This window comes from Polaromonas sp. CG_9.7, assembly GCF_015752205.1.
In the GTDB taxonomy this organism is placed as follows: domain Bacteria; phylum Pseudomonadota; class Gammaproteobacteria; order Burkholderiales; family Burkholderiaceae_C; genus Polaromonas.
Genome location: NZ_JADOVG010000019.1, coordinates 24,450 through 40,737, shown reverse-complemented (window position 1 = coordinate 40,737; position 16,288 = coordinate 24,450). Strand labels below are relative to the sequence as shown.

The window sequence follows — 16,288 nt, the reverse complement described above, 5'->3', positions numbered from 1 at the left end:
CAATCGCGCGCGCGTTGTGAAACTGCTGTGTTTTCAATTTTCCAGAAACTCCGATTTTAATGAATATGACCTGTTTCAAGGCACAAAGTTCGGTCGCTGTTCTGTAAAGCTGGTGACCATCGAGCGAGACCCGACCGGCTCAAACCCGCCCGGACCAGTCGGCTGCATCAAAGCCGACCGTGATGTCTGGACCCCAGTCCATCACCGGCCGCTTGATCACGCTCGGGTTGGCGCGCATTACGGCCTGGGCGCTGGCCGCATCGACCACGGTGGCCTGCGTCGCCGCGTCAAGCTTGCGCCAGGTCGTGCCCTTGCGGTTGAGCAGCTTTTCCCAGCCAGCAGCGTTTACCCACCGCGTCAGTTGATCCGGGGGAACGCCCTGATTTTTGAAGTCATGAAAGCTGTGGTCCTGGCCGTGTTCCGCAAGCCAGGTGCGGGCCTTTTTGACGGTGTCGCAGTTTGGAATGCCGTAGAGAATGGTCATTTTGTCATTTTCAGGTTTTTTATAAGGAAGTAGTATGCTTTGCGCAATACCCACGGGCTTAAGCAGCTATTGATTGTGTAGCATTCGGACCGCAGGCTGCGTGCTGGAATAATGCATGAATTCGCCGACGCCTTGACGCCGTGCCTTCGTTGCCTGACCTGTTTTGAGGAATACCGCATGATTTCTTCTGCACCCGCCATTGCTGCGCCTGCGCTTTACCCGCCGATCGAGCCGTTTCGCACCGGCACGCTCGACACCGGCGACGGCCATTCGATCTATTGGGAACTGTGTGGCAATCCGCAAGGCAAGCCGGCGGTGTTCTTGCATGGCGGACCGGGTTCGGGTTGCTCGCCAGACCACCGGCGGCTGTTTGACCCCGCGCGCTACTGCGTGCTGCTGTTTGACCAGCGTGGCTGCGGCCGTTCCACGCCGCATGCGTCGCTGGACAACAACACGACCTGGCACCTGGTCGCCGACATCGAACGGCTGCGCAGCCTGATTGGCGTGGAGCGCTGGCTGGTGTTTGGCGGCTCCTGGGGTTCGTCGCTGGCGCTGGCCTATGCGCAGACGCATCCGGCGCAGGTGTCCGAACTGATCGTGCGCGGCATATTTACATTGCGCCGCGCCGAGTTGCACTGGTATTACCAGGAAGGCGCGTCCTGGCTGTTTCCCGACCTGTGGGAGGATTTCCTGGCACCGATCCCGCCAGCCGAGCGTGGCGACCTGATGGCGGCCTACCGCCGGCGGCTGGTCGGCAGCGACCGGGCCGCGCAACTGGCCTGCGCGCGCGCTTGGAGCCTGTGGGAAGGGCAGACCATCACGCTGCTGCCAGACCCGACGGGCGAGGCCAGGCACGGTGGCGACGACTTTGCGCTGGCGTTCGCGCGCATCGAAAACCATTATTTCGTGCATGGCGGCTGGCTGGAAGAGGGCCAGCTGATCCGCGATGCAGGCAGGCTCGCCGGCATTCCAGGTGTCATCGTGCAGGGCCGCTACGACATGGCCTGCCCGACCAAAACCGCCTGGGACCTGCACCGCGCCTGGCCCGAGGCTGAATTCCACCTGATTGCCGACGCCGGCCATGCCTTCGACGAGCCCGGCATCCTGGCGCAACTGCTGGCCGCGACTGACCGCTTTGCCCGCTGAAGCACTTCCGGACACGGGTCTTGCGCCTTGCGCGACAATGCAAATCTCTATGCAAAATCTCACCACTTTGGACGACTGGCTGGCGCATTGCGAGCGCCTGCACCCCACAAGCATCGACATGGGCCTGGACCGCGTCCGGACCGTGGCAGAACGCATGGGGCTGAAGTTTGACTGCCCGGTCATCACCGTGGCGGGTACCAACGGCAAGGGCTCGACCTGCGCCATGCTGGAAGCCATCCTCATGGAGGCAGGCTACAAGACCGGCGTCTACAACTCACCGCATCTGGTGCATTTCGAGGAGCGTTGCCGGGTGCGGGGCGACATCGTCAGTGCTACTGATTTAATAGCTAACTTCGCTTTTGTGGAAAGCGCAAGATGCCAAAATGGCAATGAAATATCGCTGACCTACTTTGAATTCACCACCCTGGCCATCCTGCAGCTGCTGGCCAATGCGAAGCTCGACGTGGTGATCCTGGAAGTGGGCCTGGGCGGCCGGCTCGACGCCGTCAACATCCTGGACGCCGACTGCGCCGTCATCACCAGCATCGACCTGGACCACATGGAATTGCTCGGATCGACGCGGGAAGCCATCGGCTTCGAGAAAGCCGGCATCATGCGCGCCGGCCGGCCGGTCGTTGTCAGCGACCCGGTGCCGCCGCAAAGCGTGCTCGACCATGCTGCCGCCCTGGGCGCCGATTTATGGCGCTTTGGCCACGACTTCAATTTTTCCGGCGACAAGCTCCAGTGGAGCTGGGCCGGACGCGGCCGCCGCTATGCCGGTATGGCTTATCCAGCGCTGCGCGGTGCCAACCAGCTGGTCAATGCCTCGGGTGTGCTGGCGGCGCTGACCGCCTTGCGCGACCGTCTGCCGGTCACCGCGCAGTCGGTACGCAATGGCCTGTCGCTGGTCGAATTGCCGGGAAGATTCCAGATCATTCCCGGCCAGCCGACGCTGGTGCTCGACGTGGCGCACAACCCGCATTCGGTGGCCGCGCTGACCGAAAACCTCGACGCCATGGGGTTTTATCCGTGCACGCATGCCGTATTTGGCGCCATGGCCGACAAGGACGTCGGCCCCATGCTGGCGCGCATCAGCCCGCTTATCGATAAATGGTATTTTACCGACCTGCCGACGCCGCGGGCTGCCTCAGGCGAAGCGCTGCGCCTTGCCTGGCAGGCCGGCAACACCCGGCCGGACGTGACAGCCGCTGCTTACAAAAGCCCTGATTTGGCATTGCAAGCAGTTGTCAAGGCGGCAAACCCGACTGATAGAATTGTGGTTTTTGGCTCGTTTTACACCGTGGGCGGAATCCTAAAGAACGGCGTGCCGCGACTTTCGGCGCCGCATTTGTCGGCCTGAGGCCGAATAAACCGGCTTAACCGGCTTAACCGGCTCAGCCGCCTGCGTCAGAACCGCAAACGGTTTGCAACCCCTACCTGGCCTTCAACGGACTCTCAACACACCATGGCGTTTTTCAAGTTCCGTCGGGGCGACACCAGTCCAACCCCTCCTGTCGGTTCAGCCACCCAGGCGCTTAGCGTCGAAGTGCTGCGCAAGCGTGCCAAGCACCGGCTGATCGGTGCATCGGTGCTGGTACTGCTGGGCGTTATCGGCTTTCCAATGCTGTTTGAAACCCAGCCACGTCCGGTGGCTGTCGATATTCCGATTGAAATTCCAGGGAAAAATAACGTCAAGCCGCTGGTGGTTCCCGTGCCTGCGCCTGCAGTGGCCACCGCGCCGGCTCCAGCCAAGACGACTTCGTCTGCAGCGCAAACGGTGACGGCGGCCACGAGCTTGTCACCTACCGAAGAAATTTATCCATCAGAACCGGCTGTACCGCTTGCCGAGCCTGCTTCTCCAGCTATTAAAAAAGAAGTGAAGCCAGAACCCCGGCAGGAGGCAATAGTTGAAGCCAGGCCGGAGGTCAGGTCACGCCCTGAACCCAAACCTGAACCCAAGCCCGTCGAAAAAGTGGAAGCCCAGCCAGCGGTCAAGCCCGAACCTGTGCCTGCCAAGCCGGCTCCTTTGAGCAATGACGGCGCGCGGGCGTTGGCGTTGCTCAACGCCAGGCCTGCTGTACAACCCCCCAAGGTGGAAGCACCGACCAAGCCGGCGACTGTCGAAGAAAACAAGGCCGCTGCCGCCGAAACCAAGGGCCGCATGGTGGTGCAGGTGGGTGCTTTTGCCGATGCCGCCAAGGCCGAGGAAACACGCCGCAAGCTGGAAAAAGCCGGCCTCAACACCTACACCCAAGTGGTCGACACCAAGGAGGGCAAGCGTGTCCGCGTTCGCGTCGGGCCGTTTGCCAACAAGGCGGAGGCTGAAAAGGCGGTGAACAAGATCAGGGCGCTTGATTTGCCGGTTGCCGTCCTGAGTTTCTAGTCTAGCGGGCCGCACTGTGATGCCGCTTGACTGGATTTTGGCAGGGGTTTTGTTTTTTTCACTGTTGCTGGGCGCCTGGCGCGGCCTGGTTTATGAAGTGTTGTCGGTGCTGGGCTGGGCCGCTTCGTTTTATGTGGCGCAATGGTTTGCGCCGCAGGTGGCTCTGCTGCTTCCCTGGCAGTCGGTCACCGAGCCGGTGCGTTATGCAGCGGCTTTCGTGCTGGTGTTCATCGCCGCGCTGTTTGCCGCCGGTTTGCTGGCCGCCTTGTTGAAGCGGCTGGTGGACGCCATCGGCTTGCGGCCTGTGGACCGCACGCTGGGTGCGGCGTTCGGCATCCTGCGCGGCATGATTTTGCTGCTGGCCGCCACTGTTGTCATCGACATGACGGCGCTCAAGTCGAGCGACTGGTGGCAGGAGTCCATCGGCGCGCAAACGCTGACGGCGACTCTTGTCAGCCTGAAGCCATTGTTGCCGGAGCCGTTTGCCAGGTATCTGGGTTGATTTTTTTGTTTTGTCTTTACGTTGAGAAATCGACACACCATGAGTAAAAAACCATGTGCGGAATAGTTGGAATCGTCAGCAAGGCGCCGGTCAATCAGCTGATCTACGACGGACTGTTGCTGCTGCAGCACCGGGGCCAGGATGCCGCCGGCATCGTCACCCAGCAGGGACGCAAGTTCTACATGCACAAGGCCAAGGGCATGGTAAGGGACGTGTTCCGTACCCGCAACATGCGGGCGCTGCCAGGCAATGTGGGGCTGGGCCAGGTGCGCTATCCAACGGCGGGCAATGCCTTCAGCGAAGACGAAGCGCAGCCCTTTTATGTGAATGCGCCGTTTGGCCTGGTCTTGTCGCACAACGGCAACCTGACCAACGCAGCCGAGCTCAAGGCCGAGCTGTTCAACACCGACCACCGCCACATCAACACCGACAGCGACTCCGAAGTACTGCTCAATGTGCTGGCGCATGAGCTGGAAAAAACCACCCGTGGCCTGCCGCTGACGCCGGCCGACGTATTTGCCGCCGTGCGCGGTGTGCACAAGCGCATCAAGGGCTCGTATGCGGTGGTGGCGCTGATTGCCGGCCATGGCCTGCTGGCATTTCGCGACCCGTTCGGCATTCGCCCGCTGTGCATCGGTCATGGCCAGAACGAAGACGGCAAGACCGTCATGGTGGCCAGCGAATCGGTGGCGCTGGAAGGTACCGCGCACCAGTTCGAGCGCGACATTGCGCCCGGCGAAGCCGTGTACGTGGACCTGGACGGCAAGGTGCATGCCGAACAGTGCGCCGAAAATTCGCAACTCAAGCCGTGCATTTTCGAGTTTGTGTATTTGGCGCGCCCGGACTCGGTGCTTGACGGCATTTCGGTTTATCAGGCGCGCCTGAATCTGGGCGAGACGCTGGCCAAGCGTGTGATTTCCACAGTGCCGCCGAACGAGATCGACGTGATCATCCCGATTCCCGAGTCCAGCCGCCCCAGTGCCACGCAACTTGCGCACCTTCTGGGCATTCCCTACCGCGAAGGGTTCGTCAAGAACCGCTACGTCGGCCGCACCTTCATCATGCCGGGGCAGGGCGTTCGCAAGAAATCGGTGCGCCAGAAGCTCAACGTGATCGCCAGCGAATTCAAGGGCCGCAACGTGCTGCTGGTCGATGACTCCATCGTTCGCGGCACCACCAGCCGTGAAATCGTGCAGATGGCACGCGATGCCGGCGCGCGCAAGGTGTACCTGGCCAGCGCCGCGCCGCCGGTGCGTTTCCCGAACGTCTATGGCATCGACATGCCGACGCCGGGCGAGCTGGTCGCACATGACCGCACCATCGAGGAAATCCGCCAGGTGATTGGCTGCGACGCCCTGATTTACCAGGATGTCGAAGGCATGAAGCGCGCCATCTGCTCGTTGAATCCGGAACTCGACGGCTTTGATGCGTCCTGCTTCGACGGCGTGTACGTCACCGGCGACGTGACAGCCGAGACCATTGCCGCTATGAATGCGGGGCGCGGCGACACCGCCGAAAAAATTGGCGAAGACGGCGACGTCGATGTCTCGCGTCTGGCGCTGCCCAATCCGCAGGAAGCTTGAAATGACCCAACGACCACTGCCCGAAAACCTGCACCCTGACACGCTGGCCGTGCGTGTCGGCGTCGAACGCAGCCAGTATGGCGAGAATTCCGAAGCGCTGTACCTGACCAGCGGCTTTGTGCAGCCCGATGCTGAAACCTCGGCACGCCGCTTTGCCGGCACCGAGGAAGGCTTTACCTACGCCCGCACGTCGAATCCAACCGTGGCTGCCTTTGAGCAGCGGCTGGCCGCGCTGGAAGGCACCGAAGCGGCCATTGCCGCATCCAGCGGCATGGGTGCCATTTTGATGATGGGCATGGGGCTGCTCCGGGCCGGGGACCATGTGGTGTGTTCGCAGTCGGTGTTCGGCTCGACGCTGAACCTGTTCGGCAAGGAATTCGCCAAGTTCGGCGTTGAAACCACGTTTGTCTCGCAGACCGACATTGGGCAATGGCAGGCAGCCATGCGCCCGAACACCAAACTGCTGTTTGCCGAAACCCCGACCAATCCGCTGACCGAAGTCTGCGACATCCGGGCGCTGGCCGACGTGGCGCATGCGGGTGGCGCGTTGCTGGCGGTGGACAACTGCTTTTGCTCGCCCGCGCTGCAGCGGCCCGCCGAAATGGGCGCCGACCTGATCATCCATTCGGGCACCAAGTACCTTGACGGCCAGGGCCGCGTCATGGCGGGTGCGATCTGCGGACCGTCGAAGCTGATCGTCGATGTGTTTGGCCCGATCGTGCGCACCGCCGGCATGGTGCTGGCGCCGTTCAATGCGTGGGTTGTGCTGAAAGGCATGGAAACGCTGCGCATCCGCATGCAGGCGCAAAGTGCCACGGCGCTGGCGATGGCGCAATGGCTGGAAACGCACCCGGCGGTGACGCGCGTACATTACCCGGGCCTGGTTTCGCACCCCCAGCACGAACTGGCCATGCGCCAGCAGGGTGGGCTGGGCGGCGCGGTGCTGTCCTTTGACGTGCGCGGCGGCGACCCGGAAACGGCGCGCGCCAATGCTTTTCACGTCATCAACAGCACGCAGGTGGTGAGCATTGCCACCAACCTGGGCGACACCAAGTCCATCATCACCCACCCCGGCACCACCTCCCATGGCCGGCTCACCGAAGCGCAGCGCCAGGCCGCCGGCATCAAGCAAAGCCTGATCCGCTTTGCGGCGGGACTTGAATACATTGACGACCTGAAAGCCGACCTCTCGCGCGGCCTGGACACTCTGGCATGACATCCAAAACAAGAACCCGCTTCGCCCCTTCGCCCACCGGCTTCATCCACCTGGGCAACATCCGCTCAGCCCTGTACCCGTGGGCCTTCGCCCGTGCCACCGGTGGCGATTTCATCCTGCGCATTGAAGACACCGACGTGGAGCGTTCCAGCCAGGCGGCTGTCGATGTGATCATCGAAGGCATGCGCTGGCTGGGCCTGGACTACGACGAAGGCCCGTTTTACCAGATGCAGCGCATGGACCGCTACAAGGCGGTGCTGGCCGAGATGGTGGTTGCAGGCCATGTCTACCCGTGCTACATGAGCATGGGCGAGCTGGACGCGCTGCGCGAAGCACAAATGGCGGCGAAAGAAAAACCCCGCTACGACGGCACCTGGCGGCCCGAGCCTGGCAAGACGCTGCCGTCCATTCCCGAAGGCGTGCAGCCCGTGTTGCGCTTCAAGAATCCGCAGGGCGGCGCGGTGGTCTGGGACGACAAGGTCAAGGGCCGCATCGAAATCAGCAATGACGAACTCGACGACCTGGTGATTGCCCGGCCCGACGGAACGCCGACCTACAACTTCTGCGTCGTCGTCGATGACATGGATATGGCCATCACCCATGTGATTCGCGGCGACGACCATGTCAACAACACGCCGCGCCAGATCAACATCTTGCGCGCACTTGGCCGGGACGTGCCGGTTTATGCCCATCTGCCGACCGTGTTGAACGAGCAGGGCGAGAAGATGAGCAAGCGCAGCGGCGCCAAGCCGGTGACGCAATATGCCGCCGAGGGTTATTTGCCAGACGCGATGGTGAACTACCTGGCGCGCCTGGGCTGGAGCCATGGCGACGACGAGATTTTCAGCCGTGAGCAATTTTTGCAGTGGTTCAGCCTCGACCACCTTGGCAAGAGCGCCGCGCAGTTCGACGAGGCCAAGCTGCGCTGGGTCAATGCCCAGCACCTCAAGGCCATGGCCGATGAAACACTGGCGGGGCTGGTAGCGCCTTTCCTGGCGCTTGACGGTGTAACGGGTCTGGATGCAGTATGGCTGGCGCGCGGCTGCGCGCTGTTCAAGGACCGATGCAGCACGCTGGTCGAACTGGCCGCGTGGCTCAAACTGCTCATCACCGGCGGGCAGGCGAGCGCCGAAGACGTCGGCAAGCATGTCACCGACGCCGTGCGGCCTGCGCTGGCCAAGCTGTCCGATGCGTTGGCGGTTTGCGAATGGAACAAGGCGGCGGTTGCCGCAGTCATCAAGCAGGTGCTGCTGGACACCGGCCTGAAAATGCCGCAACTGGCCATGCCCGTGCGCGTCCTGCTTTTGGGAACGCCGCAAACACCATCACTTGATGCAGTTGTCGAACTCATGGTTCGAGAAAAAGTCATCGCCAAATTGAATTTAGTTTGAAATTTTTTAAAAGCCTGATTTTTGTCGATATAATTTGAGGCTCGACAGGTTACTGAGAAATTGGTGACTAAGGGGGTATAGCTCAGCTGGGAGAGCGCTTGCATGGCATGCAAGAGGTCATCGGTTCGATCCCGTTTACCTCCACCAACTGTCTGAGAATTTTTGAAGTTTTTTTGCAAGCCTTAAAAAGCCTGCGCCGGAAGTCACCAGGTTAAGACCCCATCGTCTAGAGGCCTAGGACACTACCCTTTCACGGTAGGTACCGGGGTTCGAATCCCCGTAGGGTCGCCAAATTTCCTTGCCGCAAGGCAAAGAGAAGAAGCACAAGTTGTTAAGCACTTGGCTCGCAAGAGCAAACGCTTTTCTACCAGGAGTGGTAGTTCAGTTGGTTAGAATACCGGCCTGTCACGCCGGGGGTCGCGGGTTCGAGTCCCGTCCGCTCCGCCAGATTGAAGCCCTTGCAATTCTATGAATTACGAGGGCTTTCCTCTTAAATCCGTTTTGTGATTTAAAAGATTGTCGAGATTTTTGCAGGCCTTGAAAAGCCTGCGCCGGAAGTCACCAGGTTAAGACCCCATCGTCTAGAGGCCTAGGACACTACCCTTTCACGGTAGGTACCGGGGTTCGAATCCCCGTAGGGTCGCCAAATTTCCTTGTCGTAAGGCAAAGAGAACAAGCACAAGTTGTTAAGCACTTGGCTCGCAAGAGCAAACGCTTTTCTACCAGGAGTGGTAGTTCAGTTGGTTAGAATACCGGCCTGTCACGCCGGGGGTCGCGGGTTCGAGTCCCGTCCGCTCCGCCAAACCTTCAAAAGGCTCGAGTAATCGGGCCTTTTGTCTTTTAGGCTGCTTTCGAGGTGAGGCCATTGCAGTGGACCATTCAAGGACCACCACAATGCGTATTCCTGCCGACATCCGTCGCTTTCGCCACGGTATTTATTATTTCCATGTCGTTATTTCCAGATCCCTGCCCCCGCGATGGAGTGAACGGCCCGAGATCAAAATGTCGCTCAAAACCCGGGATCAGCTCTAAGCATTGGTTCGTGCTGGTCTTTAATTAGCGAAGTTCCCTACGGTATTGCGAAGCCGGGCGCCTCGTACCTCGCGCCTCGCGCTTCTTCCATACGAAGGCTACTGGGTTCTGGTTGTAGCCCTTGAGGCAGGCGCTAATGTGCGCCACCAACCCAAAATCACTGGCGAAGCTGGCTCTCTTGAGGGACTTGCGGATGAGTAGGGCAAGCCAGCTTTCGACCTGGTTGAGCTAACTTGCCGAAGTCGGGATGTAGTGAAATTTCTCGCTCGGGTGCCGGGCCAGCCAATTCATCGCACTTCTTGTAGGTCAACAAGTTGTCCAATTCGACGTGCAGGAGCCTAGTTCGTAACTGTAGAGGCCACGACCTCAATCCATGAAGCTCATAAAAACTTTGCGCGTCTTCTTTTTGTTCGCCCGGCCAATCACCTTGCCAGTCGCGACTTCCAAAGCCGCAAAGAGGGTGATAGTGCGGTTGCACTTATTGGTGCCCTTGTCACCTTGAACCACCTTGTTACCAGCTGGAAAAAAGCCCGCAGGACGTGTGATAGTCTGGATTGAAGGCTTCTCATCCACACTGAAGATGATGGCGTTTTCCGGTGCAGACAGATAAAGTCCCATCACATCTGCCGCCTTGGCGGAAAAGTCGGGATATTGGTTGACACACCAAGAACGCCTGCGCGACAGACCGATGCCTTCGGCACGCAGAGTTTCCCAGACATGCCACATGGCCATCCCCAACGTGCTCGCCAGCAGGCAGCCGTCCCAGTGGCCAAATCCTCATGAGGGCACCAGTTCGAGTGGGGCCAGGATACGCTTGCGCAGTTCCGGGTCGTGCATGCGCGGCGCTCCCCAGCTAGGCCGGCCCTGCAGGCCCGCCACGCCAGCGGTCAAAAAAACCACAGTGCCACGGAGACAAAGTGTCTTTATTGAGTTTCATTTGCTTTGCCGTATCTTCAACCCCGACTCCGTCAATGCCTAGCAACACAATGCGAGCTCGTTCTTTCAGGCGCGCTTCAATCTTTTTGCCTCGGGCCAGAGAGGTCAACATCTCGCGTTGCTCGGGGGTGCAGGGCAAAGCAGACAAAACCCGGGGCATGATGGTTCTCCACTGAAAAACCAGGGAAGATCCAAATTGAGGCGGAAATTCTTCCTCAATCAAGCACTAGGGTTTTCAGTGATGGGTAACCGGAATTTCTTATTGAAAATAAGCATATTGGAATGTTGCCAATGTGGTTCGGAGCTTGGCCGAAGACATGTCTCAATGCTTATCCGGGGCATTAAAGGGACAGATGACATGGCGCTCTTTACGGAACATGCGCCTTCCAATAAAACTTTTAACAAGGAGAAGGACCATGCTTCGCTGCAAAATCGGTGATCTGGCTTACATCATTAAAGGAACAAATGTGGGAAGGCTGGTGGATATCCTCCCCTCACCCTCTCCCCATGGGTATGGATGGTGGGCTGTTCGAGTGGTGGGTCCGGCGGTGCCGGCATCCTATGACAGCGGTATTAAAAACACCAGCACGGGAAGTGTTGAAGACTACCGACTGCGGCCTATCCGCGACAACAACGGGAAAGATGAAATGCTGGCCCTCACGGGCAGGCTTTCCGCTGGCGGCTGATGGTTAGTTGACGATGCTTGCGACTTGTACTCACACCAATTGGGGTTGCCTGAACGAGTCCTAGAGTTCAAACTGACGGGTGCTCGCTTTTTTATTCACGTGGCCCCAAAGAATAAGAGGGTTTGGTCAGCAATTTTGCCTGTCGACCGGTTGATCCTGCCGCGCTCCGTCTGTAGGCGCATGGCTTCCAGACCGAGGAGCTTTAGACTGCTATCGCCGTCATTGAGAAAATTTCCCGCATGCGAGCATTTGTTCGAACAGAATATTTCGGATATGGTTTCCATCGCAATGCATAAAAGGAGCTTTGATATGAGTAACGAAAATGCCCAGGCCAAATGCCCATTCAGCGCAGCTGCTGCAGTTGGTACAACCAACCGTGATTGGTGGCCCAACCGGTTACCGCTGGAACTGCTGCATCAACACTCAGCAAAGTCGGACCCGATGGGACAGGACTTCGACTACGCCCAGGCATTTAACAGCCTGGATCTGGCGGCAGTAAAGACCGATCTCGCTGCGTTGATGACGGATTCCCAGGAATGGTGGCCGGCGGACTTCGGACATTACGGAGGATTGTTCGTCCGCATGGCATGGCACAGCGCAGGCACTTACCGGATAGGCGATGGCCGGGGGGGGGCGGGGCGCGGTCAACAGCGTTTTGCGCCGCTGAACAGCTGGCCGGACAATGTGAGTCTGGACAAGGCTCGACGCCTGCTTTGGCCAATCAAGCAGAAATACGGCGAGAAAATTTCTTGGGCCGACCTGATCATCCTCACGGGCAACGTGGCACTGGAAACCATGGGTTTCAAAACGTTCGGCTTTGCAGGCGGTCGCCAGGACGTATGGGAGCCGGATCAGGATGTGTACTGGGGTCGCGAGACGAAATGGCTCGGCGGCGACGTGCGTTATTTAAAAGGATCGCCCGGAGTTGAAGAAGGTCATGGCGTTCTGGTCAAGGACGACGACAGCGAAGTGACCCACACGCGCGACCTCGAAAACCCGCTCGCCGCGGTTCAGATGGGTTTGATCTATGTCAACCCTGAAGGTCCGGACGGCAAACCCGACCCGCTTGCCGCCGCCATTGACATACGCGAGACATTCGCCCGTATGGCCATGAACGACGAAGAAACTGTGGCGCTGATCGCCGGCGGTCACAGTTTCGGCAAGACCCACGGTGCCGCACCTTCGGAGCATGTAGGCAATGAGCCCGAGGCGGCTGGCGTGGAGGCCCAAGGCTTCGGCTGGACCAATAGCTTTGGCAGCGGCAAGGGCCGCGACACCATTACCAGCGGGCTGGAAGTAACATGGACCAGCACTCCGACGAAGTGGAGCAACAACTACTTTGAAAACCTGTTCGGCTTTGAATGGGAACTGACCAAGAGCCCGGCTGGCGCGCAGCAGTGGGTGGCCAAGAACGCTCCCGACATTATCCCGGACGCGCATGACCCCTCCAAGCGTCACCGTCCGACAATGCTGACCACAGATCTTTCGCTGCGAATGGATCCGGCGTACGAAAAAATCTCCCGGCGCTTCCATGAAAATCCCGACGAGCTCGCCAATGCCTTCGCACGTGCCTGGTTCAAGCTCACCCACCGCGATATGGGGCCGCGTGCTCGCTATCTTGGCCCCGAGGTGCCGGCTGAGGTGCTCATCTGGCAGGACCCAATCCCGGAAGTCAACCACGCCCTGGTGGATCAGCAGGATGTGGCATCCCTGAAGAAAAAGGTACTTGCATCGGGACTGACAGTGGCCGAACTTGTTTCGACCGCCTGGGCGTCAGCGTCCACGTTCAGGGGCTCCGATAAGCGGGGCGGTGCAAACGGTGCCCGAGTCCGGCTTTCGCCGCAGAAGGACTGGGCTGTCAATCAGCCAGAGCAACTGGCCAAGGTGCTGCAGATATTGCAGGGGATTTGCAAGGAGTTCAATGCTCAGTCCGGTGGCAAGAAGCTTTCAATGGCTGATCTGATCGTTCTGGCAGGCAGCGCAGCGGTGGAGCAGGCAGCTCAGAACGCAGGGTATGAAGTCATTGTTCCTTTCGCGCCGGGGCGCATGGACGCGTCGCAAGAGCAGACCGACGTGCATTCCTTTGCGCCACTCGAACCAATCGCTGATGGCTTCCGCAACTACCAAAAGACCCGCTACAGCGTGCCTGCAGAAGCTCTGCTGCTCGATAGGGCACAGCTGTTGACACTGACGGCTCCGGAGATGACCGTGCTCGTCGGTGGACTTCGGGTGCTTGGAGCGAATGTGGGCCAGACCCTGGATGGCGTTTTCACCAGCAAGTCGGGCACGCTGAGCAACGATTACTTTGTCAATCTGCTCGACATGGGCACTCAATGGAAGTCACTTTCAGAGGCAGGGGACCAGTTCGAAGGGGTGGACCGCAAGACCGGCCAACGTCGTTGGACCGCCACGCGGGTCGATCTTATTTTTGGTTCGAACGCGCAGTTGCGAGCGATAGCCGAGGTTTATGGCAGTGCGACTGCGCAAAAGAAGTTTGTCAGTGACTTCGTGACTGCCTGGACCAAGGTGATGAATCTCGACCTTTTTAACTAAAAAGGTGCTGTCCATTTACCACCATCGCAAGTCTCAGTCCAAGCGGGTTGTCTGGCTTTGCGAGGTGCTCGGCTTGCTTTATTCCACGCGGGATCGGGTTTTATGAGGGATTTCTTTGTATGGTCTATCTGCTTGTGGGAGCTCTGACGCTCCAGCGCAGAAAACGCGCCGCACAGCACACGACTCGGATCCATCAGCTGCTTGATGAGCGCATCTGACAGGTTCGCAAGAGGATACGCATCAGGGGCCCGTGCCAAGAACGTAGACTTGGCCGGTCATGGCGCCTGGCCCGCACGCGAAGCGATTGCGACCAAGATTGCGACGTTGTCACAACAGATGGACAAGTCATTGAAGTGTGATCAGGGTACGGTGATGGCCCAGACACGATGAGCTTCCTCGCCGATGGCGCGCCATCCATGATTGGCAGGACAGCATGGGTGGATTCCAGGGCTTTCCATTCAATTGGCTTAAGACAACGGTGCAGTACGGCTAGCGTTTTGCTGTCATGCATAGGCCCCAGCCTTGCCAAGGCACGAACTGCGACACAGGCCTGATCCATGTCCAAAGCAAGCGTCAATCGGGGGGCATGCTTGACCATGATTTTGGAGCAACCGAGTGTGAATTTGCGGGTGCGCCCTGAGGTCAGGTAGACCTCACAGATCGGGAACTGCTGGTTCAGGCCCAGTGCGTTCGCCGCATTGGCGCCATGTGGCGCAACGATATTGCCGCTTTGGCTTGCAAGGGCCTCAACCACTTTTTCCAGGGCGGTAGAGCGCGTGCCAAAACGGTTGGAGGTGGGGGCGATATAAGCACTACGGACTACCCTTGGCACCTTTTTCCTCCTTGGCCAGCCGCGAAAAAACCTGATCGACCGCAGCCCATGAACCTAAGTGTAAGAACTCTTTGGGCGAAACCAGGCCTCCCTCGGGAAGGGCTAAGCTATTGCTGTGGGCGAAGGGAGACTACCGTCGGTGCGGTAGCCGGCACCAAAATCAACAGCGTTTCCTGCGCGTTGGATGATGAACACCCATTCACACCCATTCACACCCATTCACACCCATTTTTGGCGGTATCCGGCGCATGCCCACAAATGGTCGTACAGGCCCAATAAAACGCCCATCAACACCCATTTCTGAGGCTGCGTGGTCACGGGTACGAATTTCAAACAGAAACTTGAATCCGCGCTACAGTAGCGGCTCGCTTGCCCATTGGAATGAGCCATTCTTGAAGAATGGCCTTGCAGTGTGAATCGACCGCAAAGCCGTATGAACACTTGGTTTGCATAGAGATTGACCAATCTCCAATCTCCAGTCCGCTCCGCCAGCATCCAAGGGTTTGCCACCATGAAAATAGCGGCAACCCTTTTTTTTATCCAAAAATTGGAACTGGCCCTTACCACAGGGCTCAATTGGCAACCACCTCCCTGTCACCCGGTATTTATTGATGCCGGGCTTTCGCTGGCCTCTTGCACAAGCAATCTCGAGCCATGATTCTTTTTGAAAGTACAAAAAACACCCATGCCCGACCAATTTACAAACAACCTTGAACGCCTGACAAACTATTTGTTGACGTACGGAATGAACGTGCTGGGGGCGATTGCCACGTTGATTGCGGGTTACATCGTGGCAGGCTGGCTCAGCCGCATGGTCAACGGTGCCGTCAAAAAAATAGACAAGATAGATCCGGTTTTTCACCAGTTGCCGGGAAAAATTGTCCGCGTCGCGGTGCTTATTTTTACGCTGATTGCCGTATTGAACCGCTTCGGCGTCGAGACCACCAGCCTGATTGCCCTGCTGGGTGCGGCCGGCCTGGCCATCGGGCTGGCCTTGCAGGGAACGCTGAGCAATGTGGCTGCAGGCGTCATGATTTTGTTTTTTCGTCCGTTCAATATTGGCGATGCTGTCCAGCTTGACGGCAAGGTTTATATCATTGACGCGCCAGGATTCTTTATCTGCAAGGCGCATCTGCCGGACGGCCCTATTGTTTTTATTCCAAACTCGAAAATCTGGGGCCAAACCATCGTCAATCTGTCGGTCACGGACAAAGACATCCGCCGCATTGACGAGTCCTACGGCATTGCCTATGGCGACAACATTGACACTGCGCTGGCCATCCTGAATCAGATAGCGCGAGAGGAGTCACGCATCCTGCAGGACCCGGCCCCGCTGATCAAGGTCGACAGCCTGGGCGACAATTCGGTCAACATCCTGTTCCGTGTCTGGACCTCACGTACCGACTGGTGGGGCACCAAGCTCGACCTCATCCAGCGCTGCAAGGAAAAACTGGAGCAGGGCGGCTGCTCGATCCCCTTTCCGCAGCGCGAAATCCACGTTATCCAGGAGGCGGCCAAGGTCGAGGACCTTCGCCCTTAAGCGA

Annotated in this window: 14 protein-coding genes and 5 tRNA genes; 15 read left to right on the top strand and 4 right to left on the bottom strand. The window is 58.8% G+C overall.

Annotated features, from left to right (window positions below):
* Window positions 1-139 precede the first annotated feature (139 nt).
* Complete coding sequence (locus IWX87_RS16280) at window positions 140-484, bottom strand: arsenate reductase (RefSeq protein ID WP_196864577.1); 345 nt, start codon at window positions 482-484, stop codon at window positions 140-142.
* Between the two features lie 177 nt (window positions 485-661).
* On the opposite strand from IWX87_RS16280, the gene pip reads away from it, so the two are divergent.
* The 12 genes from pip to IWX87_RS16220 all read left to right on the top strand — a co-directional run bounded on the left by pip (window position 662) and on the right by IWX87_RS16220 (window position 9,507).
* Entirely contained in the window at window positions 662-1,630 is a 969-nt protein-coding gene (gene pip, locus IWX87_RS16275) for a prolyl aminopeptidase (protein ID WP_196864576.1), read from the top strand.
* A 49-nt stretch (window positions 1,631-1,679) separates the two neighbouring features.
* A complete protein-coding gene (gene folC, locus IWX87_RS16270) occupies window positions 1,680-2,990 on the top strand; it encodes a bifunctional tetrahydrofolate synthase/dihydrofolate synthase (RefSeq protein WP_196864575.1) in 1,311 nt (436 codons plus the stop codon).
* Between the two features lie 105 nt (window positions 2,991-3,095).
* Complete coding sequence (locus IWX87_RS16265) at window positions 3,096-4,013, top strand: SPOR domain-containing protein (RefSeq protein ID WP_196864574.1); 918 nt, start codon at window positions 3,096-3,098, stop codon at window positions 4,011-4,013.
* A gap of 16 nt (window positions 4,014-4,029) precedes the next feature.
* Entirely contained in the window at window positions 4,030-4,515 is a 486-nt protein-coding gene (locus IWX87_RS16260; protein ID WP_196864573.1) for a CvpA family protein, read from the top strand.
* A 53-nt stretch (window positions 4,516-4,568) separates the two neighbouring features.
* Complete coding sequence (purF, locus tag IWX87_RS16255) at window positions 4,569-6,098, top strand: amidophosphoribosyltransferase (RefSeq protein WP_196864572.1); 1,530 nt, start codon at window positions 4,569-4,571, stop codon at window positions 6,096-6,098.
* Between the two features lies 1 nt (window position 6,099).
* Window positions 6,100-7,314, top strand: a complete 1,215-nt coding sequence (locus IWX87_RS16250; protein ID WP_196864571.1) for an O-succinylhomoserine sulfhydrylase — start codon at window positions 6,100-6,102, stop codon at window positions 7,312-7,314.
* The gene (gene gltX, locus IWX87_RS16245; protein WP_196864570.1) at window positions 7,311-8,705 is read left to right on the top strand and encodes a glutamate--tRNA ligase; all 1,395 of its coding nucleotides are present in this window, start codon (window positions 7,311-7,313) and stop codon (window positions 8,703-8,705) included. Before IWX87_RS16250 ends, gltX begins: the two co-directional genes overlap by 4 nt.
* Window positions 8,706-8,776: 71 nt before the next feature.
* A tRNA-Ala gene (locus IWX87_RS16240) sits at window positions 8,777-8,852 on the top strand.
* Window positions 8,853-8,920: 68 nt separating this feature from the next.
* A tRNA-Glu gene (locus IWX87_RS16235) sits at window positions 8,921-8,996 on the top strand.
* A 79-nt stretch (window positions 8,997-9,075) separates the two neighbouring features.
* A tRNA-Asp gene (locus IWX87_RS16230) sits at window positions 9,076-9,152 on the top strand.
* 123 nt (window positions 9,153-9,275) lie between these two features.
* Window positions 9,276-9,351: transfer RNA gene (locus IWX87_RS16225), tRNA-Glu, on the top strand.
* A 79-nt stretch (window positions 9,352-9,430) separates the two neighbouring features.
* Window positions 9,431-9,507 (top strand) — tRNA-Asp (locus IWX87_RS16220).
* A gap of 596 nt (window positions 9,508-10,103) precedes the next feature.
* Here IWX87_RS16220 and IWX87_RS16215 read toward each other — a convergent pair.
* Window positions 10,104-10,469 carry a hypothetical protein gene (locus IWX87_RS16215; protein ID WP_231376559.1) on the bottom strand — a complete coding sequence of 122 codons (366 nt, stop codon included), beginning with the start codon at window positions 10,467-10,469 and terminating at the stop codon, window positions 10,104-10,106.
* A 121-nt stretch (window positions 10,470-10,590) separates the two neighbouring features.
* A complete protein-coding gene (locus IWX87_RS19740; RefSeq protein ID WP_196868291.1) occupies window positions 10,591-10,896 on the bottom strand; it encodes a helix-turn-helix domain-containing protein in 306 nt (101 codons plus the stop codon).
* A gap of 193 nt (window positions 10,897-11,089) precedes the next feature.
* On the opposite strand from IWX87_RS19740, the gene IWX87_RS16210 reads away from it, so the two are divergent.
* On the top strand, window positions 11,090-11,359 hold the full coding sequence (locus IWX87_RS16210; protein ID WP_196864568.1) for a hypothetical protein: 270 nt from the start codon (window positions 11,090-11,092) through the stop codon (window positions 11,357-11,359).
* A gap of 309 nt (window positions 11,360-11,668) precedes the next feature.
* Complete coding sequence (gene katG, locus IWX87_RS16205) at window positions 11,669-13,912, top strand: catalase/peroxidase HPI (RefSeq protein ID WP_196864567.1); 2,244 nt, start codon at window positions 11,669-11,671, stop codon at window positions 13,910-13,912.
* Between the two features lie 193 nt (window positions 13,913-14,105).
* On the opposite strand, the gene IWX87_RS19735 is transcribed toward katG, so the two are convergent.
* Window positions 14,106-14,744, bottom strand: coding sequence for a DUF6088 family protein (locus tag IWX87_RS19735; protein ID WP_370583934.1), 639 nt, complete (start codon window positions 14,742-14,744; stop codon window positions 14,106-14,108).
* A 685-nt stretch (window positions 14,745-15,429) separates the two neighbouring features.
* Here IWX87_RS19735 and IWX87_RS16200 point away from each other — a divergent pair.
* Entirely contained in the window at window positions 15,430-16,284 is an 855-nt protein-coding gene (locus IWX87_RS16200) for a mechanosensitive ion channel family protein (RefSeq protein ID WP_196864566.1), read from the top strand.
* Window positions 16,285-16,288: the final 4 nt, after the last annotated feature.

Excerpts from the sequence above, each read along its gene's own strand:
- pip (WP_196864576.1), top strand. The coding sequence starts at position 662 with ATGATTTCTTCTGCACCCGCCATTGCTGCGCCTGCGCTTTACCCGCCG.
- IWX87_RS16215 (WP_231376559.1), bottom strand. The coding sequence starts at position 10,469 with ATGGCCATGTGGCATGTCTGGGAAACTCTGCGTGCCGAAGGCATCGGT.
- folC (WP_196864575.1), top strand. The coding sequence starts at position 1,680 with ATGCAAAATCTCACCACTTTGGACGACTGGCTGGCGCATTGCGAGCGC.
- katG (WP_196864567.1), top strand. The coding sequence starts at position 11,669 with ATGAGTAACGAAAATGCCCAGGCCAAATGCCCATTCAGCGCAGCTGCT.
- purF (WP_196864572.1), top strand. The coding sequence starts at position 4,569 with ATGTGCGGAATAGTTGGAATCGTCAGCAAGGCGCCGGTCAATCAGCTG.
- IWX87_RS16200 (WP_196864566.1), top strand. The coding sequence starts at position 15,430 with ATGCCCGACCAATTTACAAACAACCTTGAACGCCTGACAAACTATTTG.
- IWX87_RS16210 (WP_196864568.1), top strand. The coding sequence starts at position 11,090 with ATGCTTCGCTGCAAAATCGGTGATCTGGCTTACATCATTAAAGGAACA.
- gltX (WP_196864570.1), top strand. The coding sequence starts at position 7,311 with ATGACATCCAAAACAAGAACCCGCTTCGCCCCTTCGCCCACCGGCTTC.
- IWX87_RS16250 (WP_196864571.1), top strand. The coding sequence starts at position 6,100 with ATGACCCAACGACCACTGCCCGAAAACCTGCACCCTGACACGCTGGCC.
- IWX87_RS16280 (WP_196864577.1), bottom strand. The coding sequence starts at position 484 with ATGACCATTCTCTACGGCATTCCAAACTGCGACACCGTCAAAAAGGCC.
- IWX87_RS16265 (WP_196864574.1), top strand. The coding sequence starts at position 3,096 with ATGGCGTTTTTCAAGTTCCGTCGGGGCGACACCAGTCCAACCCCTCCT.